The organism is Streptomyces sp. HUAS MS02 (assembly GCF_055702265.1).
Genome location: NZ_CM146747.1, coordinates 6734413 through 6756493, shown reverse-complemented (window position 1 = coordinate 6756493; position 22081 = coordinate 6734413). Strand labels below are relative to the sequence as shown.

Here is a 22081-nt window from a genome sequence, read left to right as displayed (position 1 = left end):
AAAGGCTTCCCATGAGCAACAAGATCGCCCTGGTCACCGGTGCCTCCTCGGGCATCGGCGAGAGCACCGCCCGCCACCTCCACGACGCCGGCTTCGTCGTCTACGCCGCCGCCCGCCGCGTCGACCGGATGGCTTCGCTGGCCGCCGCGGGCATGCACCCCGTCGCCCTCGACGTCACCGACGAGTCCTCGGCCGAGAAAGCCGTCGCGGACATCATCACGGCGCACGGCCGGATCGACGTCCTGGTGAACAACGCCGGATACGGCTCGTACGGCGCGCTGGAAGACGTCCCGATGTCCGAGGCCCGCTCCCAGATCGAGGTCAACCTCTTCGGCCTCGCCCACCTCACCCGGGCCGTGTTGCCGGCCATGCGGGCCCAGCGCAGCGGCACCATCGTCAACATCAGTTCCATGGGCGGCCGGATCGCCACGCCCTTGGGCGCCTGGTACCACGCCAGCAAGTTCGCGGTCGAGGGGCTCAGTGACGCCCTGCGCCTGGAGTTGCGGCGCTTCGGGATCGACGTCGTCGTCATCGAGCCCGGTGTGATCCGCACCGAGTGGGGTGGCATCGCGGCCCGCAAGGTCCGTGCCACGTCGGGCGATGGGCCCTACAGCGACCAGGCCGAGGCCATGGCCTTGTCCCTGGACAACGCGTCTCGGCCGGATGCGCCCAGGACCTCGTCCCCCGACGTCGTGGCCCGTGCCGTGACCCGAGCCGCCACGGCCCGCCGCCCCCGCACCCGGTACACCGCCGGCTTCGGCGCCCGGCCCATTCTCCTCGTGCGCAGGATGCTGCCGGACCGGGCCTTCGACGCGTTCATCACACGCACCGCGAGCCTGCTCGCCTGACATCGGCTGAAAGCAGAAGGAAGGCAATTCACTTGGGAACACCGGGACATGGGCGGGCGCTCGGTGGTGACCGGGGCCTCGCTCGCGGGGCTGCTCGCCGCGCAGGCGCTGCACGGGACCTGCGAAGAGGTCGTCGTACTCGGGCTGCTGACGCACGGCATGCAGGAGATGGGGGCTGACGGCTGAGCTGATCGACTTGGGTGCGCCGGCCTTCGACGTGCAGGAGGAGATGCACTGGTGGGTGGACGGGAGGCCGCCGGCCACGGGGTCTTCCGGCATGACCGTGCTGGGAGCCGGGCGACCGCTACTCGAGAGGGCGATCCGGCGCCGGATCGCCGCGCTGCCGAACGTGGACATACGTCCTGAGGCCGCCGTCACCGAACTGGTGACGACGCCGGACGGCACAAGGGTCATCGGCGTGCGGGCGATCGCCGCCGTCGAGGAGAACACCATCGACGACGCGGACATGGTGGTCGATGCCTCCGGGCGCGGCCCACGCACCCGCCACTGGCTCGGTCGGCTCGGCTGCCTGGAGGTCGAAGAGCAGCGCCGTTACCGACGCGTGCCGGACCAGTTCGACGGCCGATACGGCACCGCCATCGCCGCTACCCCGAAAGTACGCGCGGGGTGGTTTCGCCCTCGCCCAGGAGAACGACGCCTGGGCCCTCAGCATCAGTGGCTCGTTCGGTGAGGTCCCGCCGATGGACGACGATGGCATGGCCGCATGAGCGGCAGAGCTGAACTGAACCGCTCCGGGATCGGTGGGGGCTCCGGAGCGGTTCAGATGCGGATGATCCGGTGAGTGCGGGCGGCGGTCAGGTCGTGAGTCACCAAGGGGCGAAGCCTCCAAAAGAATCTCCTGTGTCACTGCAGCTAACTCCCTTTTCAGGCCCTCTTGTTGGCAGGCCCACACCGAGCCCACACTGCTGCCACTGGCGTGCCGTCGGCCCGGTACTGCTGTCGATCTCAACGGTGAAGGCCGACCTATAAGGCTGAGGAGTCGGGGGGACCATGTATAACGCCGCTTCCCTGGCCATCTCGATGTTTGCTCTAGCCCTGTCAGGCTTCGCCACGGTGCGGCAGGCGCGGCACGCCAGGTCGGAGAGCGACATGACGATGGTGCTCGAGGTCGCCATGCGCAATATTCGTGACAAAGAATTTCAGAGCGATCAAATGTACGTCCTTACGCAACTCGCCCGGGAGCATCCACCGGATGGCGGAATGGATGCCCTCCCCGAACCGGCTCGCTCCATGACTCGAAACGTTGCTTTCACCTACGAATATCTGGCCATCATGTACGCGCTAGGCATGGTCGACTCGCGTATCGCTTTGGGAATATTCCACTTCCGCATAAACCAAGTGTGGGAAACGCTGGAGCCATATATCCGCGCGGAGCGGACGGCACGGAATGCGCCGGTCTGTCCATTTTTCGAGAATCTCTATCTCCGAGCCCGTAGCAAACCCCTTAATTCCATACTCGCGTCCATCGGATTGCGCAGCTCCCGTGGGTTCTCGCCGGAAGACTGAGGGGAGCTGCCAGTGATCGACCCGATGGCCGACGCACCGCTGAGACTCGCGGCCACGGAACGCGTCGGTGCGGCCAGCGCGCGCGCCGCCGACCCCGTTGTGGTGTTCCTGCACGGGTTGGGGTGCGAGCGTGGACAGTTCATCCGGCAGATGGAAGGGCTCCATCCTCGCCTACGGCTCCTCAGCCTGGACCTTCCGGGACATGGGGAATCGCCGGAGTCGCATACTTGCGAATCCCTCGCAACGATGTCCGCTGCGGTCAGTGCCGAGCTGCGTGGACGAACCCACCTGGGCGGCGTGATGGTCGGTCACAGTGCTGGCGGGCTCATCGCGCTGCGCACCGCTGTCGAGCATCCCGACCTCGTGCGGGGAGTCGTGGCGCTCGACACCAACCTTGTGCTCAGTGACACTGATCGGCGGGCAAACAGGGCACGCGCCGAGGAATCCGACGCCGGGGACTGGCGGAGTCACTTCATGGCCTCGATGACTGCGGCATGGGGGGAATGCGATGGTGCTGCATTCCATCAGCGCACAGCGGTATTCGATGTATTGGAACGGGCACCTGAACACATCGTGCGGCCACTCTGGCACGAAATTCTGCTTTTCGAGCCCGAACCGCTCCTGCGGCAGTGCCAGGTGCCGTTCCTCTACATTCGCAGCAAGAGGGAAACGAACCTGGCGCAACTTCAGTCACTGAACCCGTTGATCTCAACCATGGACCTGAGACCGTGGTGCCCTGGGCACTGGCCTCATCTCCAGCAACCAGGCGCTGTGAATAAAGCGCTTTACGATTTTTTCGCTAAACTGACTGCCGATGACGACTGAGGTTGCACCGTGGATACTTCGACGCTGATCAACATCGGAGCGGTGGCCGTGTCGATCTCGGCGGTCACCATTTCCTCCTGGATCGCCAAGAACCAGTTCAGGGCACAGCGGCACGGAAACCACGTTGACCCACTGATAGAACTGCTCACGGAATTCCGATCGCTGGAGTTCCATCGTAACTACTCATTCATCCGTACTGAGTTGCCGAATCTGTCGAGTGATCACGGGATCTCGGGGCTGGACGAGGACGCGCAGAGGAAGATCTACGATGTCGGATACTTCCTCCAGCTCTACGCGATCCTGGCGTACCTCGACATCATCGACGAGCGGTTCATCAGCGCCCTGCTTCGCCGTCGTTACATCGAGACCTGGGCTGCGCTGGAGCCGTTCGTGCACAAGGAGCGTGAGCTCCAGGGCCTGCCCAGCAGTGCCATACTCAACATTCTGGAGATCTTCGCCGCTCGGCTGCACGCCTGCCCGCCAGGAGACATGCAGAGCATGCTGTCCGACTGGCAACGCCGCCGTTAACCTTCACCGTCTGGTGTGTGTAGATGAGCCAGGACGTCTTCGAGGGGTAGGTCGAAACGATCCTTGTCCGACTCCCACTGACGCATGACCGTCGCACTGGCCTCAGCCAGTGCGGGTGGAAGGCCGGCAGAGCGCAGTGTCGCGGCAATTTCCTCCATCTCGGGCGCCCAACGCCAAGCGCGGGCCGCGAGGCTGGGCAAGTAGTCCACCTCGGCGAGAATCTTGGAGGTGATCGACTCGGCCTCCAGGGCCAGTTCGTCACCTACTCCGTGACTGGTGGCCAGCGCGTGTGAGACAGCCGCGAGCGCGCGGGCAGACTTCTGGAAGGAGGCGAAGGCCATCTTCAGCGCCGACGCGGCACCGACCGGGGCTTCCAGAGGCCTGGCGAGCACATCGGTGCCTTTGAACATCGTGGTGACCTGACCGACACCCTTCGGGTCACCGCTCAGGTAAAGCCGTGGGGGCGTGTCTGTTCCTGGGGGAGCTCCGATGATCGAGCCGTCGATCATGACGATGTCGTGTTCGAGGCAGGCAGTGGCGATGCGGAGCGCCCTGTCAGGACTGATGGCGTTCGCCTCCACGTAGGTGCCACGAAAGGAATGGGCGAGGACCTCGAGGGCGACGTCCTCGGCCGCATGCGGTGGGCAGATTGACAGGACCAAGTCACTAACGGCCAAGGCAGCCCCCAATGACTCGGCCGCTTCCAGGCCAGCTTCCCGGCCCCTCTCGATGCTGGCAGAACTACGATCAAATGGGACGTAGAGAACCCGAGCCCCGGCACGGCATGCCTGGGCGCCGACCTTGGCACCCATGGCGCCTGGGTGCAAGAGCGTCACTGTTGTCATGAACGAGTCCTTGCGGCAGTCAGGGCGGACGGGCGACGATGGAGTTCAACGGTGAGCGGAAGATCAACGCTTTTCCCAAGGACAGGAGTTAGCGTTCATCAGAACAGGCGGAGCCTACTCGTCCTTCCCCCTCCCCTCCGTCGGGCTCGCCTTCCTCCTCATCGCCATCGGCCAGCGTCGCAGAAGTTTCCCTCTCCAGGGACCGTCGGGCGCGCGGCACAAGGCCCGCCGCCTTCTCCGCGATCTCCCGGTCGACCTCCTCCAGCAACTCCGTGTAGATGTCGCCGGTGAGCTGGATCGTGGTGTGCCTCAGCACCTTCTTCACCGCGAAGATATCGCCGCCACCGGCGTGCGTGAGCGTGGCCGCCAGGTGCCTAAGGTCCCTCAGATTGATCGGCGGCAGCCCGGCCCGCTCACGCAGGCGCCGGAACTCGTCGCTGACCTTCTCCGGGTGCATGCATGTGCCGTCGGGCTCGATCCACACCTTGCCGGTGTCCACCCAGTTCGCGGTGTCCTTGCCTTTCCCGCGCTCCTCGGCCGCATGCCGGTTCCACTCGTCCCGCTCGGCGAGCTGCTGCTTCCTTCGCTCGCGCAGAACCACGACGTTCAGGGAGTCGAGGGCATTCGTCGACGACGACTCCTCCGTCTTCAGGTCGTCCTCGGACACCTCTCAGTTGTCGACGACCAGCTCTCGCGACGGGGTGATCAGCCCGCCGTCGAGGTCGATGTTCGTCCACTCGATCCCGACGCCCTCCCCGCGCCGCAGGCCACGGAACGCCACTAGGTGGAAGAACGAGTACAGCCGCGACTCTTCGGCCGCGTCGAGGAACACGCCGAGCTGGTCGGGCGTCCACACCATGACCGGCGACGGCTTCTCCCCCGTCCGCTCCCAGTGGGCGACGTGCTGCGGCGTCCACAGCTTCACCTTCGGCCTCTTGCCCGACTCCAGCTCGATCCACTCGGCGGGGTTGAACTGCCGGTTCGAGTTCCTGGGCATCTGCTTCGGTGGGCCGAAAGTGGCCCGCTGACGTTTCGAGCGGGCAGCGAGCGAGCAGAGCGCTCCACGGCACAAAAAGAGCCCCGGTGAAACCGGGGGCTCTGTCGTTTCGGCTGGTCAGAACGGTTCTTCTCGCGTAGCGAGTGGTGGGGCGGGTGGGACTCGAACCCACGGCCGACGGATCATGAGTCCTTCGAGGATCTTGGCGACCCTTGTCGATCCATGCTCATCTTGACCGTTTTCCCAGGTCAGACGCGGTTTGGCGCCTCAGTCCTTCTCGGCTCTTGTCAGTCTTTTCCGATCCTTGTGCCCAACCTGCGTCCAGAACGCGCCCTGGACGGACGCGCACACCCGGTTCAAGGATCCTCTCCCCAGCCGATGAGAGGGTCTCGAAACCTTCTAGTGCGGGTTGTTCAGGGGCTGCTCCAGCACTACCTGTCCGGATGGGCGTCGGGGCAGCAGCGGCAGATGCTGGATCCATGAGCGGCCCGGCCGGGGTGGAGCGTGGAGGTTCACACCCCGGCCCGGGTCTCATCGGATGTGCTTCGCAGGCTTGGTGGCGGCGTTGAGCAGGTACTCCAGGGGGCCGCGGCGGAAGAAACGGGACCAGATCGCGGCGAACAGGATGGCTGCGAGGACGTAAAGGATCAGGGGCAGCCAGGACTGCTGGGTGCCGGTTCCGGAGGGCGTGGAGAACGCTGTCTGTGCGAGGAAGTGGCCGACGTAGGCGGTCAGGGACATGGTGCCCACGGCGATGACCGGCTTGGCCAGGCGGCGCAGTCGCGGCAGGCGGTCCATCGCCACCGTCGCGCCCACGATCACGAGGATCGCGATTCCGATGCTGCCGATGATGTCGAACGTGGTTCCGCTGTGCGGCCCGGCCTTCAGGAGAAACGACGCGGACATGTCGGGGAACGACCCTGCATCAGCGGGCATCGACCCGCTGCCGGTGGGCATCGAACCGGAGCCGCCGGACGACGGCCCGTCTTCCGCGAGGCTCCGCAACGCACCCTTGCCGGCGAGCAGCAGGGACATGCCGTACGCGGCCGCGGTGAGGGAGGCGCCGAGCGCGGCCAGGCGCTTCTGAACGGTGGTGGAGGACAGGTCGAGGCGGCCCAGCGCCATGCCCGCGATGACGAACGACATCCAGGTGAGCGCCGGGTAGAAGCCGGTGAGCAGCAGGTCGAGCACTCCCACCTCGCTGAGGCGGCGGAGCGGGTCGTAGGCGTTGATGCTCTCCTGGACCGACGGGGTCAGCAGCGAGCTGAGGACGAACGCCAGCTGCGGTGTGACGAGGGCGAACGCGGCCGCGATGATCGCGAGGGTCCTGGCGCTCAGTCGCACCAGGGGCAGGGCGAGGAGGAAGTAGACCCCGTAGAAGCCGAGGATGATCACGCCCCCGTACTCCATCGCCATCACGGTGCCCAGCGCCAGCAGGATCACGGCGCGGATCGCGATGCGGGCCCTCGCCTGCCGGCCCGCCAGGCCGGTCTTGGGCTCGCGGCGGCCGGCGAGCAGCATCAGGGAGAAACCGGCGAGGGTGGCGAACAGGACCGACGAGTGGCCGTCCGACATGTACCGGATCCAGCTGCCGACGCCGGTCGTGGCGGACAGCGGGGGGCCGATGTGCACGACGTACATGCCGAACACCGCCAGCGCGCGGGCCAGGTCCACCCCGACGAGGCGTCCCGTCGAGGGACCGGGCGAGGCCGGGGACGCGGGGGAGGTCTGGGGCGGCGGAGGCGATTTCTCCTGCGGAGCTGACGTCTCCTGCGGCGGCTGTGTCTGTGTCATACGAAGAATCTCGTGTGGGCGTCCGGGGGCGGACCATCCGGCAGTCTTCGGGCTCTTCCCCGCCGACCGGCGGTTACGGCCCTGCCGACTGGCGGAGTCTCGTTCTGACCGGTCGGTTCGGTGACCGGTCGGGCGGTGTTGTTCGGCCACTCGGCGGGGGTGGACCCGACGGTTGCCGGATGGGCCAGTGGCGGCCGGGCTTGAAGGCTGGAGGCATGACAGACCGCGCCGACACACGGAGCGCGAGGACTGCCCCGGCACTTCGGCCCGCGCACCGGGTCGTGACGCCGCGACACCGCAGCAGAAAGGAACTTCGTGAACACCGCATCCGCTCCGACGACGGATGAGCCGTCCCCGACGGATGAGCCGTCCCTGTCCGCCCGGGAGACGATCAAGGCACTGGGCGCGTATGTGCGGCCGCACCGGTGGGCGGTCGCCCTCGGCCTGTTGTGCGCCCTGGTCGGGGCCGCTGGGGGGCTGCTGCAGCCGCTGGCCACGAAGGCGCTGGTGGACCGGCTGGCCTCCGGCGAGACCATCGCCGGGATCCTGATCGCGCTCACCGTGCTGGTGGTGCTGGGCACGGCGGTCGAGGCGTTCGGCGCGTACGTGCTGGAGCGGACGGCGGAGTCGGTGGTCCTGGCCGCGCGACGCACCCTTGTAGGGCGGCTGTTGCGGTTGCGGATCGCGGAGTGGGAGCGGATCCCGCCGGGCGATCTGATGTCGAGGGTCACCTCGGACACCACTCTGCTGCGGGCGGTCAGCACCCAGGCGGTCGTCTCCGCGGCCACCGGCGCGGTGGCCTTCGTCGCGGCGGTCGTGGTGATGGCGTTCCTGGACGTCGTGCTGCTGGGTGTGACGCTCGGCGTGATCGTGTTGATCGGTGGGGCCGCCGCGCTGGTGATGCCACAGATCGCGCGGGCCACCGAGCGGTCGCAGGAGGCGGTCGGGGAGATCTCCGTCGGGTTGGAGCGGTCTCTCGGGGCGTTTCGCACGGTGAAGGCGTCCGGTGCCGAGGAGCGGGAGACCGCTCGGGTGGTGGCGGCGGCCCGGCGGGCATGGCGGCACGGTGTGAAGAGCGCGAAGTGGGAGGCCGTGGCCGGCTCGGCCGACGAACTCGCCGTACAGCTGGCCTTTCTCGCGGTGCTCGGGGTCGGCGGGGCGCGGGTGGCGTCCGGGGAGATCCCCGTGTCCACTCTCATCGCCTTCCTGCTGTACCTCTTCTATCTGATCGAGCCGGTGTCCAAACTGGTCGACGCCGTGACCTCCTATCAGGAGGGGGCAGCCGCGATCTCCCGCATCGCGGCCGTGGAACGCCTCTCGACTGAATCGCCCGCTCGGCGGACGGACGCCCTGCCCCGGCAGGGGACAGCCGCGCCGGGTCCGGCGTCGGTCCGTTTCGAGGACGTGTCCTTCCGCTACCTTCCGGGCCTGCCGTACGTCCATCAGCGGGTGCGTTTCGAGGTACCGGGTGCCGGGATGACGGCCTTCGTGGGCCCCTCGGGTGCGGGCAAGTCGACGATCTTCGCGCTCATCGAGCGGTTCCACGAGGCCACCGGTGGCCGGGTCCTGGTCGACGGCAAGGACGTACGGCACTGGCCGCTGTCCCAACTGCGCTCCGCCATCGGATACGTCGAGCAGGACGCCCCGGTGCTGGCCGGCACGCTCCGCGAGAACCTCGTCTTTGCCGCGCCCGATGCGACGGACGACGCCCTCCGCGACGTCCTGGCCCGCACGAAGCTCGACACCCTCGTCGAGCGTCTGCCCCACGGCCTGGACACCCCGGTCGGCCACCGCGGCTCGAAGCTGTCGGGCGGCGAGCGGCAGCGCATCGCCATCGCCCGCGCCGTACTGCGCGAGCCCCGCCTGCTGCTGTTGGACGAGGCGACCTCGCAACTCGACGCCGTCAACGAGCTCGCGCTGCGGGACGTCATCGCGGACGTGGCCCGGGAGACCACTGTGCTGGTGGTGGCCCACCGCCTGTCGACGGTGACAAGCGCCGACCGGATCGTCGTCATGGACGCCGGCCGGGTCCGGGCCGTGGGCACCCATGAGGAACTGGTGGACCAGGACCGGCTGTACGCGCGGCTGGCGGCCACCCAGCTCCTGGCCCCCGCGCGATGACCCACCACACGCAAGGTTGTCCGGTCGTCCACTGTCCCAGTCCCGGCCGGACAACCCCACGCACCGACACCCACGGAAACCAAGACCGCGAAAGGCCGCCTATGCGCACCGAGTCCGCCATCCGTTGCAGACGTGGGCCATGGGACTGGCTGGCCCAGCCGACTGCGCTGTTCGGCGGCGTGTACGGGCTCCTGGTGTCGAGTTCGGCCGTTGCCGCGCTCACGCAGTTCGGCGAGGTGACTCGGGCGGCGCGCATGTACGACGCCGTGTGGGTCCTGTTCACCGCCCTTGCCTCGGCCCTGGCTCATGGATACGCCCACCAGATCGCTCACCGCGATGCTCAGGGCCATCCCGGCATACGGGGAGTGGTGCGCGCAGTCCTCGCCGAATGGCCGCTGGTAGTGGCGGCGTTGCCCACCACACTGCTGCTGTGGGGGGCGGGCCTTGGCTGGTGGCACTCCACAGGCATCGAGTACGTCGCCTTCGGAATCAACACCGTCCTGCTCCTGGGCTGGGGCCTGCTCGCCTCCCGGGCCGCAGGCCGTACGTGGGGACGAGCCGTCAGGATCGGCGGTACTGACGCGCTCTTGGGAGTGGCCGTCGCCTTGGTCAGCACCCTGCTGAAGTGAGGCGGCGATCAGGGCTGTCAGCCTGGTTCCGGCATCCTCACCGGGCTGACGCGGCACCGGACACGGTCAGGACGGGGAGCTGGACAAAAGGCAAGCCGGCGGAGCACGGTCCAGGGGCGTCGGCGTGCGCTGCCGCTTGAGGCTCACGTGTGAACCGCAAGCCGCAAGCCGCAAGCCAAGCCGACAGAACAGCATGTCAGTCCGCGCTCAGGGGAACCCTCAGCCGCACCCGGTAGCCGCCCTGAGCAGTCGGGCCCGCGTCCAGGGTGCCGTGCAGGATCTCGGCCCGTTCCCGCAGGCCAACCAAGCCCTGCTGCGAACCGGGCAAGGAGAGGGAGGGGCGCGTGGGAGGGGTGTTGGTGACGGTCACTCCGATACCGTCCCCGTCCTGCCACAGCTCGACGCGAGCGTTGGCGCCGGGGGCGTGCTTGCGGACGTTGGTCAGCGCCTCCTGAACCGTGCGGTAAAGGGCGCGTTGGGCGGGTGTGCCCACGGTGGGCGGCAGCTCACCCGTCAGCTCCGTGTGAGTGCCGCTGGATTCGACCAGTTTGCGCAGGTCGGCCAAGGTGGGCTGCGGCGTCAGCTCGGTGGTTTTGCCGCCGGAGGCGCGCAGCAGCGTGACCATGGTGCGCAGCTCGTCGAGGGTGGTGACGCTCAGCGAACGGATCGTGCGGGCGGCCTCCTTGGCGTCCGCGTCCCGCGCGGCGACCTGCAACGCCCCGGCCCGTACGGCGATCAGGCTGACCTGGTGGGAGACCACGTCGTGCATCTCGCGGGCCAGCTGGGCGCGTTCACGGGCGAGCACGGCCTGGGCGTGCAGGGTCCGCTCGTGCTCCCTGGCCTCCTCGACCTCAGCCAGCCGCCGCGCCAGGTCCCGTCGTGCCTGGAGAAGCTGGCCGAAGAGGACCGGGGCGACGCTGGTTGCCAGGCCGTACACGAAGAAGACCAGCGTCATGGTCCGGTCCGCCTCGGCCAGGGGCCACGGAGTACTGCTCGCGACGGCGGCCAGGACGACGCACACCGCAAGGAGACGGCGGTTGCGGGAGCGTTCGGCCAGCGTGAACAGCGCCGCGAGCACAGCGACGGCGACATCCTGCATCAGCGCGATGGGCAGGGTGAGCAGGAAGACGCCGAGCGGGAACCTGCGCCGGAACGCCAACGCGGCGCAGCCGACCGCGGCCAGCGTGACCTCGGGAGGCGTCTGCTCCCACATGTCCACCACCAGCACATCCACGGCCGCCACCGCCACCAGGACGATGTCGACGACCGGCGCGGGAACCCGCTGCCACACGGCACGTGCACGGCTCATCGGCCGGCCTCCGACCGCGGGCGCTCGTCGAGCAGCCCGGCCCGCTGCGCCAGCAGCGCGGCCTGCACCCGGCTCGTCACCCGCAGCTTCGTGAGGATCGCGCTGACGTGGTCCTTCACCGTGCCCGCCCCCAGGTGGATGCGCGCCCCGATATCGGCGTTCGACAGCCCCTCCGCCACCAGGACGAGGACGTCGCGCTCCCGCGCGGTGAGCAGCCGGACCCGAGCGGCCTCCTCGTCGACGGCCGCCTCGGTGCCGGGGTGGCTGTGCACCAGCGTCCGCGACGCCTTGGGCGACAGCACCACACCGCCCGCGACCAGGGTCCGCACCAGGTGGGCAAGCTGCTCCGGCTCCGTGTCCTTGAGCAGGAAGCCAGCCGCGCCGGAGTTCAGCGCGGTCAGGATGTACTCGTCGGCGTCGAACGTGGTCAGCATCGCCACCACCGGCGGATCCGGCATCGTCCGCAGCTCGCGCAGGACGGTGAGCCCGTCGACGTCCGGCATCCGGATGTCCAGCAGCACCACGTCCGGCCGCTCCCGCCGGACGGCCTCCACCGCGTGGCCGCCGCTCGCGGTCGCGACGACATCGATGTCCTCGGACGCGCCCAGAATGAGTTCGAAGCCCGAGCGGACCAGTGCCTCGTCGTCGACCACCACTACCCGGATCACGCGCTCCGCCTCACCTTCGTTCATGCCGTCCGGCCCATGTCGACTCGACCCTAAAGCCACGTAGAGCTCTTGCGGCCCGGCGAGCGGCAGCTCCAGCCACACGGCGGGGTAGCACCCACCACTCGGCAGGGACACGGCAGCCTTCTGCCGGATAGTCCATGATCGGCCCGGGTCTCCAGCCTGAGGGTCATGACCCATCACCCAGACTCCCCGCCGCTTACGGCCGACGCGCCGTCCCCCGAACGCGAGCGCAGCGAGCCCTCGACCGGCGCGCCCGGCGTGGGCCGGCTGATAGGGCTGGACCTGGCCCGCGGCCTGGCCGTCTTCGGCATGTACGCGGTCCACGTAGGCCCCGCCCCCAGCCAGGGCGGGGTCATCGGCTACCTGATGGAACTGGCGCAAGGCCGCTCATCCGCCCTGTTCGCCGTCCTGGCCGGCTTCGCGGTCGCCCTCATCACCGGCCGCCGCACACCGAAGACCGGTCTGGCCGGCCGGCAGGCCGTCGCCAAGGTGATCATCCGGGCCGTGATCCTGATGGCCCTTGGCACCGCCCTGACCCTGACGGGCACCCCGGTCGTGCCGATCCTCGCTTTCTACGGACTGTTCTTCCTGCTCGTGCTGCCGCTGTACCGGCTGGGCGCCAAGCCACTGGCGTTGATCGCCGCAGGATGGGCCCTGGTAGGTCCGCAGCTGCTGTACGCGCTGAAGCCGGTGGTCGGCGGCCGCGTATTCCTCTCCTACGGCCAGGCCGACGGCCCCGTCTCACTGTTCTTCACCGGCGGTTATCCGGCCCTGACCTGGGTCCCGTTCGTGATCGCCGGTATGGCTGTCGCCCGCTGCGACCTGGCTGCCAAGGCTGTCCGGATGCGCCTCGCCCTCACCGGCGTCGCCCTCGCCGTCACCGGCTACGGCGGCTCCTGGCTCGCGGTGCGTCTCGTACCCGGTGCCGCCGAAGCCGTCCGGAAAGCCGAAGAGGGGCCGGGCATGTCGTCCGTGTCGTCCGTGTCGCCCGACAGCATCGGCATCTTCGGCGACACCCCCGCCGGGATGCTGGCCTCAGCCCCGCACAGCGAGGCGACCCTGTCCATCATGGCCGCCACGGGTGTGGCGATCCTGGTGATCACCGCGTGCCTGGCCGCCATGGACGCCTTTCCCCGGCTGCGCCGCCTGGCCAAGCCCGTCATCGCGGTCGGCTCGATGTCACTGACGGCGTACGTCTACCACATCGTCGCCATCTGGCTCCTGGACACCGAGACATCGGCCGTCCCGCCGCTGCACATCCTGCTCGGCCTCATCGCGTCCGTCACCGTCCTCGCCACCCTCTGGTCCCGCTTCGTAAAGCGAGGGCCGCTCGAATGGCTGATGGGCAGGGCGACCGGACTGGCCCGACACATCCGATAAGACACATCGGGGTGTGTCGCTTCCCGCGGATGCCGTTCCGACGCGAGTTCGGACGTCACCCCGCCGCCCGCCTGCGTGATCAATATCGATGAGAAGTGACGCCGCTCGGCCTTCAGGCGGAGCGGAAGAACTGCCGACTCGTGGTGAGCCTGCCGACCCGCGGCATCGCGGCGACCAGCTTGACCACCACAGGCGTGCCTGTACGACCGAGACCGGGCCCCCGCCGATCGGAGGGGACCGGTCGGCCGACCGGCGGGGGACCTCCTGAAGCCCGGCGGATGGTCGACCGCCCCCGCCTCGGCAAGGTTGTCCCGGTGACCGAGATCGAAAGCGCCAAGAAGGCGCCTACCCAGCCCTTACCCGCACCCGAGTCCGCCACAGCGACGAAACGCCCTTCGTCGACCGCACGGTTGGTCGGAGTGGACCTCGCCCGTGCCGTGGCCGTGTTCGGAATGTTCGCCGTGCACGTCGGCCCCTTCAATCCCTTCCCCACCTCCGGCGACGGCGCGGGCACCTGGTTCGTCTGGCTGGCGAGCGGCCGGGCCTCGGCGCTGTTCGCCACCCTCGCCGGGTTCTCGTTGGTGCTGATCGCCGGCCGCCTGGAGCCGAAGACCGGACTGGCCGGCCGGCAGGCGAGGGCCAGGATCGTGATCCGGGCCGTGATCCTGCTCGTGGTGGGCACCGCGCTGGCGATGACCGACTTCGGCGGCGCCACGATCCTCAACTTCTACGCGGTGTACTTCCTGCTGTCCCTGCCCCTGCTGCGGCTGCGGGCCAGGACGCTCGCGCTCATCGCGGTCGCGCTCGCGCTCATCGCGCCGCAGGTGGCGTACTGCCTGCGGGCGCTGCTCAGCGAGTCGATCGTGAACACCATCGACTCGTACGACCCGATCGCGCGCCTCTCCGGCGTGGGTGTGCTCGACTTCCTGCTCACCGGCTTCTACCCGGCGATCACCTGGATGACGTTCGTGGTCACCGGCATGGCGCTGGGCCGGCTTGATCTGTCCTCGGGCGCCGTGCGGCGGCGGCTGGCCGTGGTCGGGCCCGCGCTGATCGCGTTCGGATACGGCGTCTCGTGGTTGGCGCTCCGGCTGACCGGCGGCGCCAAGGAGATGGCGGCCGGGATGCCTGGCATGAAGGAGTTCGACGTCCTCAAGGACCGCGGTGCCATGCAGGATCCCGGCATGGCAGAGGGATCCTTCGACCTGCCGGTCGGCAGTGGGCTGTGGGGCCCCGACGGCTGGGGGCTGCTGGCGGCCGAGCCGCACAGCGGTTCCACGTTCGACCTCGTCGGCTGCCTGGGTGTCGCGATCACCGTGATCCTTTGCCTGACGGTGGCCGTGGACCGGCTGCCGGTGCTGCGCCGGCTGGCAGCGCCAGTCATCGCCGTCGGAACCATGTCCCTGACCCTCTACGTGAGCCACATCCTGGTGATCCTCGCCCTGCCCGGCGAAGCGGTGACCCCACCGCAGTCCGCCTCCTTCGAGCTGCTGCTCTGCTTCGTCGTCGGAGCCACCCTGTTCGCGGCGATCTGGTCCCGCTTCTTCCACCGCGGACCGCTGGAGTACCTCCTCAACACCACCACCAAACTGGCGAACCGCGTCCGCTGAGCCTCGGGCGGGCACCCCGGAAAGTCCGTACACCGGAAGTGACTGCTGCTCAAGATCACACCCCTGAAAGGGCAGGGCTCGGCGGCGGGCGGGCATACCTCTGTTGAGGGGTGTGCGGCCGCCGCCGAGCCCTGCCGGTTCTGGTGCCAGGTCCCGTCGGTAAAACCAAGCCCACCCGCGCCTGCACACCGGATCACGTCACGCCTGAGCAGTGGCCATCGATGCCTCTCGATGGACAGGATGAGCAGGAGCACCGGTGCGGCTGTAGTGGGGCGCGACCCGCCCAGTCCGGCCCGTCCCGCCATGTCTGCCGGTCCTTTCCGGGCCGTTTCCAGTACGGGCCGTTTTCGCGTCCCAGCTCGGACCGCACCCCATTCGGGCGGCCTCCGTACCCAGCGGCCGACCCAGCAGAGCCGCCTACTCGAAGGTCCCTGGCAGCACTTCTGAATCCTCGCGTCCAGCCAGCGTCCAGAATCCGGCGCCCAGGCCTCGTACACGCCACCCGCGGAGACCTGCCTCATCACCGGAACACGACATCTACGCAGGTGAGAGCGATGCGGACTAACACCGACCGCAACGGAGCCGAACCCACGAGCAGCGGATTGAGTCCGTTCAGGCAAAGTTGACGCTCCGACACCCGAAAATGAACGTTTCCGCAGGTCAAAGCCCTGCACTGGTGGGGCGGGTGGGACTCGAACCCACGGCCGACGGATTATGAGTCCGCTGCTCTAACCGGCTGAGCTACCGCCCCGTACGGCGTGTCGCGTACATGTGTGCGCGCCGTCTGCCGCAGCATAGCCGCTCATACGATCTCCTGCTTCGGATGGTCGGCCTTCGCATGCGCTTCTTGACCTTGAAGACCTCGGCGCGGCGCACACGGTTCCCCCGAACATGAAAAAGGACCCTCAAGGGGTCCTTCCTCACTGCTCTCCCGACTGGACTCGAACCAGTAACCTGCCGGTTAACAGCCGGCTGCTCTGCCAATTGAGCTACGGAAGATCGAAGCTCCCCCGACTGGACTCGAACCAGTAACCTGCCGGTTAACAGCCGGCTGCTCTGCCAATTGAGCTACGGAGGATCGCTTCGCTGCATCGAACGTACCTCCCTGGGTATTCGCCAGGGGGCGTGCGCTCGCTGCGACACATACATTAGCGCAAGCAGGGGGGTGCTCCGCCAATCGGTATCCCCCGCGCCCGTCGCCCGCGCAGGGCACGCAAGGGACCGACGCAGACGTAAGGGAAGGGTGGTCGCCATGCGCTATCGGCTCACGTTCTTTGCCGGACTGGCCCTGGGGTACGTGCTCGGCACGAAGGCCGGTCGCGAACGCTACGAACAGTTGAAGAAGTCCGCCCGGCAGGTCGCACAGAACCCCGCCGTACGGAACACCGCCGAGTCGGCCGCCCAGCAGGGGCGGGTCTACGCGGGCAAGGCGTACCACGTGGTCAGCGAGAAGGTCGGCGACCGCATGCCCGATCTGGTCGCCGAGCGGGTTCGCTCACTGCGGGAGCGCAACGCCAACGGCTCGGCCGGAGACGACTGGGGCACCAGCAATACCTAGGGACCACATCGCGCCGACCGGAGCAACGCGCGGCGCTCCCACCCCTTCCCGTGCGGCAGAATTTCCGCCATGGGGATAGTCGCCGGGCTGGACAGTTCGCCCGATTTTACGCGCATTGTCGTCTGTGACTCGGACACAGGGGCCGTGCTCAGGCAGGGGTATGCCCCGCACCCGTTGGAGCCGGCGGAGAGCGGGGGGCGCCCCGCCGACGTCGATCCGCAGGCCTGGCTGCTGTCCCTGGGAGAGGCGGCCGGCGGTGGGCTGCTGGAGGGCGTGCAGGCGATCGGGGTCTCCTCCCAGCAGAACGGGCTGATCGCGCTGGACGCACAGGGCAACACCGTGCGTCCGGCGATGGTCGGCGGCGACAAGCGGACCCAGGTCGCGGCGGCCGACCTCGTCGACGCGCTCGGCGGGCGAGGGGCGTGGGCGGAGGCCGTCGGCTGTGTGCCGGGGGCCGCGCAGCCGGTGACCAAGCTGCGCTGGATGAGCCGTACGGAACCGGACGCCGCGATGCGGACGGCCGTACTGCTCCAGGCGCACGACTGGCTGGTCTGGCAGTTGCTCGGGCGGCCGGTCAGGAGGACCACGGACCGGGGCGGGGCGTCCGGGACCGGCTACTGGAACGCGGCGACCGGGCAGTACCGCACGGACCTCGTGGAGATGGCGCTCGGACATCAGGTGATGCTTCCCGAGGTGCTGGGCCCCTCGGACGCCGCCGGTACGACGCCGGAGGGGCTCCTCATCTCCGCCGGCACCGGCGAGACCATGGCCGCCGCGTTCGGGCTCGGTATCGGCCTCGGTGACGCGGTGGTGTCCCTGGGGGCCTCCGGGTCCGTCATGGCCGTACACACCCAGGCGCTCGTCGACTCCTCCGGGATGATCACCTCGCTGGCCGACGCGACCGGGATGCATCTGCCGGTCGTCACCACGCTCAACGCCGTACGGACCCTGCGCGGGGCCACCGAACTGCTGGGCGTGGCCGATCTGGAGGCGCTGTCCGACCTGGCGATGAAGTCCACCCCCGGGTCGCACGGGCTGGTCATGCTGCCCTATCTGGAGGGCGAGCGGACGCCGAACCTGCCGCACACGGCGGGGACGCTGGCCGGGCTGCGGCGGGAGTCGATGAAGCCGGAGCACTTCGCGCGGGCCGCCTTCGAGGGCATGCTGTGCGGGCTCGCGGACGCGCTGGACGTGCTGCGGGGCCGGGGCGTGGACGTACGGCGGATCTTCCTGCTGGGTGCGGCGGCGGAGTTGCCGGCCGTGCAGGCGGCGGCGCCGGCGCTCTTCGGGGTGCCGGTGGTGGTGCCGCAGCCGGCGGACTACGCGGCGGTGGGCGCGGCGCGGCAGGCCGCGTGGGCGCTCGGGGTCTCGCAGGGGGCGCTCGATCCGCGTACGCCTCCGATGTGGCCGGGGGCGGCGGCGCAGGTGCTGGAGCCGGGTGACGAGCTGGCGGTGGGGCAGGCGGTTCGGCAGCAGTACGTGGCGGTTCGGGAGCAGACCCACCCCGGGGCGTTCCGTGCCTGATGGGGCGGCTGATGGGGTGTCTGCCGGTTCCCGATGGGGTGCCTGCCGGTTGAGGACCCGCGGCGCGCGTCAACTGCGAGATTCGGCCATGGGACCTTCACCGTCGGGTTAATTCGGTTGAGGTAACGCGGGTGGAGTGTTCGACGATGGGGGGTGGTGCGTTCCGAACCCCGTCCTCGACTCCGAGAGATCTCGCGTGCTCATACGATTGCTGAGAAGTCATCTCCGTCCCTACCGGACACCGATCACCCTGCTGGTGCTGCTGCAGTTCGTGCAGACGTGCGCCACGCTCTATCTGCCCACGTTGAACGCGGACATCATCGACGAGGGCGTGGTGAAGGGGGACACGGGTTACATCCTGTCCTTCGGCGCGCTGATGGTCGGTATCTCGCTGGTTCAGGTCGTCTGCAACATCGGGGCCGTGTACTACGGCGCCCGCACCGCGTCGGCGGTCGGCCGGGACATCCGGGCCGCCGTGTTCGACCGGGTGCAGTCGTTCTCGGCGCGTGAGGTCGGTCACTTCGGGGCCCCGTCGCTGATCACGCGGACGACGAACGACGTCCAGCAGGTGCAGATGCTGGTGCTCATGACGTTCACGCTGGTGGTGTCGGCGCCGATCATGTGTGTCGGCGGCATCGTGCTGGCGCTCGGGCTGGACGTGCCGCTGTCGGGGGTGCTCCTGGCGGTCGTACCGGTGCTCGGGATCTCCGTCAGCCTGATCGTGCGCCGGCTGCGCCCCCTGTTCCGCACCATGCAGGAGCGGTTGGACACCGTGAACCGGGTGCTGCGGGAGCAGATCACCGGCAACCGGGTGATCCGGGCCTTCGTGCGGGACGACTACGAGAAGGAGCGGTTCCGGAAGGCGAACGTCGAGCTGACGGACGTGTCGATGGGCACCGGGCGGATGCTCGCGCTGATGTTCCCGATCGTGATGACGGTCATCAACTTCTCGTCGATCGCGGTGGTGTGGTTCGGAGCCCTTCGGATCGACAGCGGTGGCATGGAGATCGGTGCGCTCACGGCCTTCCTCGCCTATCTGATGCAGATCGTCATGGCTGTGATGATGGCCACCTTCATGTTCATGATGATGCCGCGCGCCGAGGTGTGCGCCGAGCGCATCCAGGAGGTGCTGGAGACCGACACGAGCGTGGTGCCGCCGGTCGAGCCCGTACGGGAGCTGCGGCGTCACGGGTTCCTGGAGGTCCGGGGTGCGGGGTTCCGCTATCCGGGTGCCGAGGAGCCGGTGCTCAGGTCGATCGAGGTCGTGGCCCGGCCGGGTGAGACGACGGCGGTCATCGGGTCCACCGGCAGCGGGAAGTCGACGCTGCTCGGGCTGGTGCCCCGGCTATTCGACGTCACCGAGGGCGAGGTCCTGGTGGACGGCGTCGACGTGCGGGCGCTCGACCCGAAGCTGCTGGCCAGGACGGTGAGTCTGGTGCCGCAGAAGCCGTATCTGTTCTCCGGGACCGTGGCGACGAATCTGCGGTACGGCAAGCCGGACGCCACCGACGAGGAGTTGTGGCACGCGCTGGAGGTGGCGCAGGCCAAGGAGTTCGTCGAGCGGCTGGAGAACGGGCTGGACTCCCCCATCGCGCAGGGCGGGACGAACGTGTCCGGCGGTCAGCGGCAGCGGCTCGCGATCGCGCGGACGCTGGTGCAGCGGCCGGAGATCTATCTGTTCGACGACTCCTTCTCCGCGCTCGACTACGCGACCGACGCCGCGCTGCGGGCCGCGCTGGCGCGGGAGACCGCCGACGCGACCGTGGTGATCGTGGCCCAGCGGGTGGCGACCATCCGGGACGCCGACCGGATCGTCGTCCTCGACGAGGGCCGCGTCGTCGGCACCGGACGCCACCACGAGCTGATGGCGGAGAACGAGACCTACCGGGAGATCGTCCTCTCCCAGCTCACGGAAGCGGAGGCAGCCTGATGGCCGGGCCGTTGGCACGGATGGCGGGGGCCGGGGCCCCCGATCAGCACTCCATGGACTTCAAGGGGTCCGGGAAGCGGCTGCTCGCGCAGTTCAGGCCCGAGCGGTTCACGATGTACGCGATGGTCCTGTGCGCGGTGATCAGTGTGGGGCTGTCCGTGCTGGGGCCGTGGATCCTGGGCAAGGCGACCGACCTGGTGTTCGCGGGTGTCGTCGGGCGGGAGATGCCTGCGGGCGCCACCAAGGCCGAAGTCCTTACGTCCATGCGGGAGCGCGGGGACGGCGCGATCGCCGACATGCTGTCGGGCACGGACTTCACGCCGGGCAAGGGCATCGATTTCGAGGGCGTCGGCACGGTTCTTCTGGTTGCCCTCGGCATCTTCCTGGTCGCGGGGCTGCTGATGGCGGCGGCCACGCGGCTCTCCAACCGGGCGATCAACCGGACCGTCTACCACATACGCGAGGAGCTCCAGGCGAAGCTGTCGCGGCTGCCGCTGTCGTACTTCGACAAGCGGCAGCGCGGTGAGGTGCTGAGCCGGGCGACCAACGACATCGACAACATCGGGCAGACGCTCCAGCAGTCCATGGGGCAGCTGATCAACTCGCTGCTCACCATCATCGGCGTGCTGGCGATGATGTTCTGGGTGTCGCCGCTGCTGGCGCTGGTCGCACTGGTGACCGTGCCGGTGTCGTTCCTGGTGGCCACGCGGGTCGGCAAGCGGTCGCAGCCGCACTTCGTCGCCCAGTGGCGGGTGACGGGCAGGCTCAACGCCCACATCGAGGAGATGTACACCGGGCACACGCTGGTGAAGGTGTTCGGGCGCCAGGAGGAGTCGGCGCAGCAGTTCGCCGAGGAGAACGAGCGGCTGTACGAGGCCGGGTTCAAGGCCCAGTTCAACAGCGGGATCATGCAGCCGCTGATGCTGTTCGTGTCGAACATCAACTATGTGCTCGTCGCCGTGGTGGGCGGGCTGCGGGTCGCGACCGGTGCGCTGTCGATCGGTGACGTGCAGGCCTTCATCCAGTACTCGCGGCAGTTCTCGATGCCGCTGACGCAGGTGGCGTCCATGGCCAACCTCGTGCAGTCGGGTGTCGCCTCCGCCGAGCGGATCTTCGAACTGCTCGACGCGGAGGAGCAGGAGGCCGACGCGGTGCCCGGGGTGCGGCCCGAGGAGTTGCGGGGGCGGGTGGCGCTGGAGGGGGTGTCCTTCCGGTACGAGGCCGACAAGCCGCTGATCGAGGATCTGTCGCTGGTCGTCGAGCCGGGGCACACGGTGGCGATCGTGGGGCCGACGGGCGCGGGCAAGACCACGCTGGTGAACCTGCTGATGCGGTTCTACGAGGTCACCGGCGGGCGGATCACGCTCGACGGGGTCGATGTCGCGTCCATGTCGCGGGACGAACTGCGCGACGGGATAGGGATGGTGCTCCAGGACACCTGGCTGTTCGGGGGAACCATCGCGGAGAACATCGCCTACGGGGCGTCCGCGTCGCGGAAGGTGACGCGGGGTGAGGTCGAGGAGGCGGCTCGGGCGGCGCACGCGGATCGGTTCATCCGCACGCTGCCGGACGGGTACGACACCGTGATCGACGACGAGGGGACCGGGGTGAGCGCGGGTGAGAAGCAGCTCATCACGATCGCTCGGGCGTTCCTGTCGGATCCGGTGATCCTGGTGCTGGACGAGGCGACGTCCTCGGTGGACACCCGGACCGAGGTGTTGATCCAGAAGGCGATGGCGAAGCTGGCGCACGGGCGGACGTCGTTCGTGATCGCGCATCGGCTGTCGACGATCCGGGACGCGGACACGATTCTGGTGATGGAGAACGGTTCCATCGTGGAGCAGGGGGCGCACGAGGAGTTGTTGGCGGCGGACGGGGCTTATGCGCGGCTGTACAAGGCGCAGTTCGCGGAGGCGGTGGCCGAGGTGGACTGAGGGGATGGGTAGAGGGGGGCGAGGGGGGCGAGG

20 protein-coding genes and 3 tRNA genes are annotated in these 22081 nt (G+C 68.6%); 14 read left to right on the top strand and 9 right to left on the bottom strand.

Annotation, left to right across the window (positions count from 1 at the left end; all coding sequences use genetic code 11):
* The first annotated feature begins 11 nt into the window (after window positions 1–11).
* From ACZ9QC_RS29090 to ACZ9QC_RS29065, 6 genes are all read left to right on the top strand, one after another.
* On the top strand, window positions 12–848 hold the full coding sequence (locus ACZ9QC_RS29090) for an oxidoreductase (protein ID WP_472915811.1): 837 nt from the start codon (window positions 12–14) through the stop codon (window positions 846–848).
* Window positions 849–896: 48 nt separating this feature from the next.
* Window positions 897–1034 carry a hypothetical protein gene (locus tag ACZ9QC_RS29085; protein WP_472915810.1) on the top strand — a complete coding sequence of 46 codons (138 nt, stop codon included), beginning with the start codon at window positions 897–899 and terminating at the stop codon, window positions 1032–1034.
* A 91-nt stretch (window positions 1035–1125) separates the two neighbouring features.
* A complete protein-coding gene (locus ACZ9QC_RS29080) occupies window positions 1126–1539 on the top strand; it encodes a hypothetical protein (protein ID WP_472915809.1) in 414 nt (137 codons plus the stop codon).
* A gap of 320 nt (window positions 1540–1859) precedes the next feature.
* Window positions 1860–2375, top strand: a complete 516-nt coding sequence (locus ACZ9QC_RS29075) for a DUF4760 domain-containing protein (protein ID WP_472915808.1) — start codon at window positions 1860–1862, stop codon at window positions 2373–2375.
* Between the two features lie 12 nt (window positions 2376–2387).
* Window positions 2388–3200 (top strand): alpha/beta fold hydrolase, encoded by an 813-nt coding sequence (locus ACZ9QC_RS29070; protein ID WP_472915807.1) that lies wholly within the window; start codon window positions 2388–2390, stop codon window positions 3198–3200.
* 9 nt (window positions 3201–3209) lie between these two features.
* Window positions 3210–3728, top strand: a complete 519-nt coding sequence (locus ACZ9QC_RS29065) for a DUF4760 domain-containing protein (RefSeq protein ID WP_472915806.1) — start codon at window positions 3210–3212, stop codon at window positions 3726–3728.
* Here ACZ9QC_RS29065 and ACZ9QC_RS29060 read toward each other — a convergent pair.
* From ACZ9QC_RS29060 to ACZ9QC_RS29045, 4 genes are all read right to left on the bottom strand, one after another.
* Window positions 3725–4573, bottom strand: a complete 849-nt coding sequence (locus tag ACZ9QC_RS29060) for an NAD(P)-dependent oxidoreductase (protein ID WP_472915805.1) — start codon at window positions 4571–4573, stop codon at window positions 3725–3727. The genes ACZ9QC_RS29065 and ACZ9QC_RS29060 overlap by 4 nt on opposite strands.
* An 88-nt stretch (window positions 4574–4661) precedes the next feature.
* Window positions 4662–5240, bottom strand: coding sequence for a tyrosine-type recombinase/integrase (locus tag ACZ9QC_RS29055; RefSeq protein ID WP_472915804.1), 579 nt, complete (start codon window positions 5238–5240; stop codon window positions 4662–4664).
* 3 nt (window positions 5241–5243) lie between these two features.
* On the bottom strand, window positions 5244–5570 hold the full coding sequence (locus ACZ9QC_RS29050) for a site-specific integrase (RefSeq protein ID WP_472915803.1): 327 nt from the start codon (window positions 5568–5570) through the stop codon (window positions 5244–5246).
* A 531-nt stretch (window positions 5571–6101) separates the two neighbouring features.
* The gene (locus ACZ9QC_RS29045; protein ID WP_472915802.1) at window positions 6102–7364 is read right to left on the bottom strand and encodes a DUF418 domain-containing protein; all 1263 of its coding nucleotides are present in this window, start codon (window positions 7362–7364) and stop codon (window positions 6102–6104) included.
* Between the two features lie 315 nt (window positions 7365–7679).
* On the opposite strand from ACZ9QC_RS29045, the gene ACZ9QC_RS29040 reads away from it, so the two are divergent.
* Window positions 7680–9485, top strand: coding sequence for an ABC transporter ATP-binding protein (locus tag ACZ9QC_RS29040; protein ID WP_472915801.1), 1806 nt, complete (start codon window positions 7680–7682; stop codon window positions 9483–9485).
* A gap of 101 nt (window positions 9486–9586) precedes the next feature.
* Window positions 9587–10114 (top strand): hypothetical protein, encoded by a 528-nt coding sequence (locus tag ACZ9QC_RS29035; protein WP_472915800.1) that lies wholly within the window; start codon window positions 9587–9589, stop codon window positions 10112–10114.
* A 196-nt stretch (window positions 10115–10310) separates the two neighbouring features.
* Here ACZ9QC_RS29035 and ACZ9QC_RS29030 read toward each other — a convergent pair whose 3' ends face one another.
* Complete coding sequence (locus ACZ9QC_RS29030) at window positions 10311–11423, bottom strand: sensor histidine kinase (RefSeq protein WP_472915799.1); 1113 nt, start codon at window positions 11421–11423, stop codon at window positions 10311–10313.
* Window positions 11420–12115, bottom strand: coding sequence for a response regulator (locus ACZ9QC_RS29025; RefSeq protein ID WP_472915798.1), 696 nt, complete (start codon window positions 12113–12115; stop codon window positions 11420–11422). The genes ACZ9QC_RS29030 and ACZ9QC_RS29025 overlap by 4 nt, the downstream gene beginning before the upstream one ends.
* A gap of 165 nt (window positions 12116–12280) precedes the next feature.
* On the opposite strand from ACZ9QC_RS29025, the gene ACZ9QC_RS29020 reads away from it, so the two are divergent.
* Window positions 12281–13492: a DUF418 domain-containing protein gene (locus ACZ9QC_RS29020; protein WP_472915797.1), complete on the top strand. Its 1212-nt coding sequence runs from the start codon at window positions 12281–12283 to the stop codon at window positions 13490–13492.
* 314 nt (window positions 13493–13806) lie between these two features.
* Complete coding sequence (locus ACZ9QC_RS29015; protein WP_472915796.1) at window positions 13807–15102, top strand: heparan-alpha-glucosaminide N-acetyltransferase domain-containing protein; 1296 nt, start codon at window positions 13807–13809, stop codon at window positions 15100–15102.
* Between the two features lie 674 nt (window positions 15103–15776).
* Here the strand turns inward: ACZ9QC_RS29015 and ACZ9QC_RS29010 are convergent.
* The 3 genes from ACZ9QC_RS29010 to ACZ9QC_RS29000 form a co-directional block, all read right to left on the bottom strand.
* Window positions 15777–15853 (bottom strand) — tRNA-Ile (locus ACZ9QC_RS29010).
* Between the two features lie 175 nt (window positions 15854–16028).
* Window positions 16029–16101: transfer RNA gene (locus ACZ9QC_RS29005), tRNA-Asn, on the bottom strand.
* Between the two features lie 6 nt (window positions 16102–16107).
* Window positions 16108–16180: transfer RNA gene (locus ACZ9QC_RS29000), tRNA-Asn, on the bottom strand.
* Between the two features lie 174 nt (window positions 16181–16354).
* Between ACZ9QC_RS29000 and ACZ9QC_RS28995 the strand changes: the two genes are divergently transcribed.
* From ACZ9QC_RS28995 to ACZ9QC_RS28980, 4 genes are all read left to right on the top strand, one after another.
* A complete protein-coding gene (locus ACZ9QC_RS28995; protein WP_045557412.1) occupies window positions 16355–16660 on the top strand; it encodes a hypothetical protein in 306 nt (101 codons plus the stop codon).
* Between the two features lie 69 nt (window positions 16661–16729).
* The gene (locus tag ACZ9QC_RS28990; protein ID WP_316728556.1) at window positions 16730–18184 is read left to right on the top strand and encodes an FGGY family carbohydrate kinase; all 1455 of its coding nucleotides are present in this window, start codon (window positions 16730–16732) and stop codon (window positions 18182–18184) included.
* Between the two features lie 196 nt (window positions 18185–18380).
* A complete protein-coding gene (locus tag ACZ9QC_RS28985) occupies window positions 18381–20114 on the top strand; it encodes an ABC transporter ATP-binding protein (protein WP_472915795.1) in 1734 nt (577 codons plus the stop codon).
* Window positions 20114–22048, top strand: a complete 1935-nt coding sequence (locus tag ACZ9QC_RS28980) for an ABC transporter ATP-binding protein (RefSeq protein WP_472915794.1) — start codon at window positions 20114–20116, stop codon at window positions 22046–22048. Before ACZ9QC_RS28985 ends, ACZ9QC_RS28980 begins: the two co-directional genes overlap by 1 nt.
* Window positions 22049–22081: the final 33 nt, after the last annotated feature.

Coding starts and splice junctions, on each gene's coding strand:
- ACZ9QC_RS29090 (WP_472915811.1), top strand. CDS start 12: ATGAGCAACAAGATCGCCCTGGTCACCGGTGCCTCCTCGGGCATCGGC.
- ACZ9QC_RS29085 (WP_472915810.1), top strand. CDS start 897: ATGGGCGGGCGCTCGGTGGTGACCGGGGCCTCGCTCGCGGGGCTGCTC.
- ACZ9QC_RS29080 (WP_472915809.1), top strand. CDS start 1,126: ATGACCGTGCTGGGAGCCGGGCGACCGCTACTCGAGAGGGCGATCCGG.
- ACZ9QC_RS29075 (WP_472915808.1), top strand. CDS start 1,860: ATGTATAACGCCGCTTCCCTGGCCATCTCGATGTTTGCTCTAGCCCTG.
- ACZ9QC_RS29060 (WP_472915805.1), bottom strand. CDS start 4,573: ATGACAACAGTGACGCTCTTGCACCCAGGCGCCATGGGTGCCAAGGTC.
- ACZ9QC_RS29050 (WP_472915803.1), bottom strand. CDS start 5,570: ATGCCCAGGAACTCGAACCGGCAGTTCAACCCCGCCGAGTGGATCGAG.
- ACZ9QC_RS29045 (WP_472915802.1), bottom strand. CDS start 7,364: ATGACACAGACACAGCCGCCGCAGGAGACGTCAGCTCCGCAGGAGAAA.
- ACZ9QC_RS29035 (WP_472915800.1), top strand. CDS start 9,587: ATGCGCACCGAGTCCGCCATCCGTTGCAGACGTGGGCCATGGGACTGG.
- ACZ9QC_RS29030 (WP_472915799.1), bottom strand. CDS start 11,423: ATGAGCCGTGCACGTGCCGTGTGGCAGCGGGTTCCCGCGCCGGTCGTC.
- ACZ9QC_RS29025 (WP_472915798.1), bottom strand. CDS start 12,115: ATGAACGAAGGTGAGGCGGAGCGCGTGATCCGGGTAGTGGTGGTCGAC.
- ACZ9QC_RS29020 (WP_472915797.1), top strand. CDS start 12,281: ATGACCCATCACCCAGACTCCCCGCCGCTTACGGCCGACGCGCCGTCC.
- ACZ9QC_RS28995 (WP_045557412.1), top strand. CDS start 16,355: ATGCGCTATCGGCTCACGTTCTTTGCCGGACTGGCCCTGGGGTACGTG.
- ACZ9QC_RS28990 (WP_316728556.1), top strand. CDS start 16,730: ATGGGGATAGTCGCCGGGCTGGACAGTTCGCCCGATTTTACGCGCATT.
- ACZ9QC_RS28980 (WP_472915794.1), top strand. CDS start 20,114: ATGGCCGGGCCGTTGGCACGGATGGCGGGGGCCGGGGCCCCCGATCAG.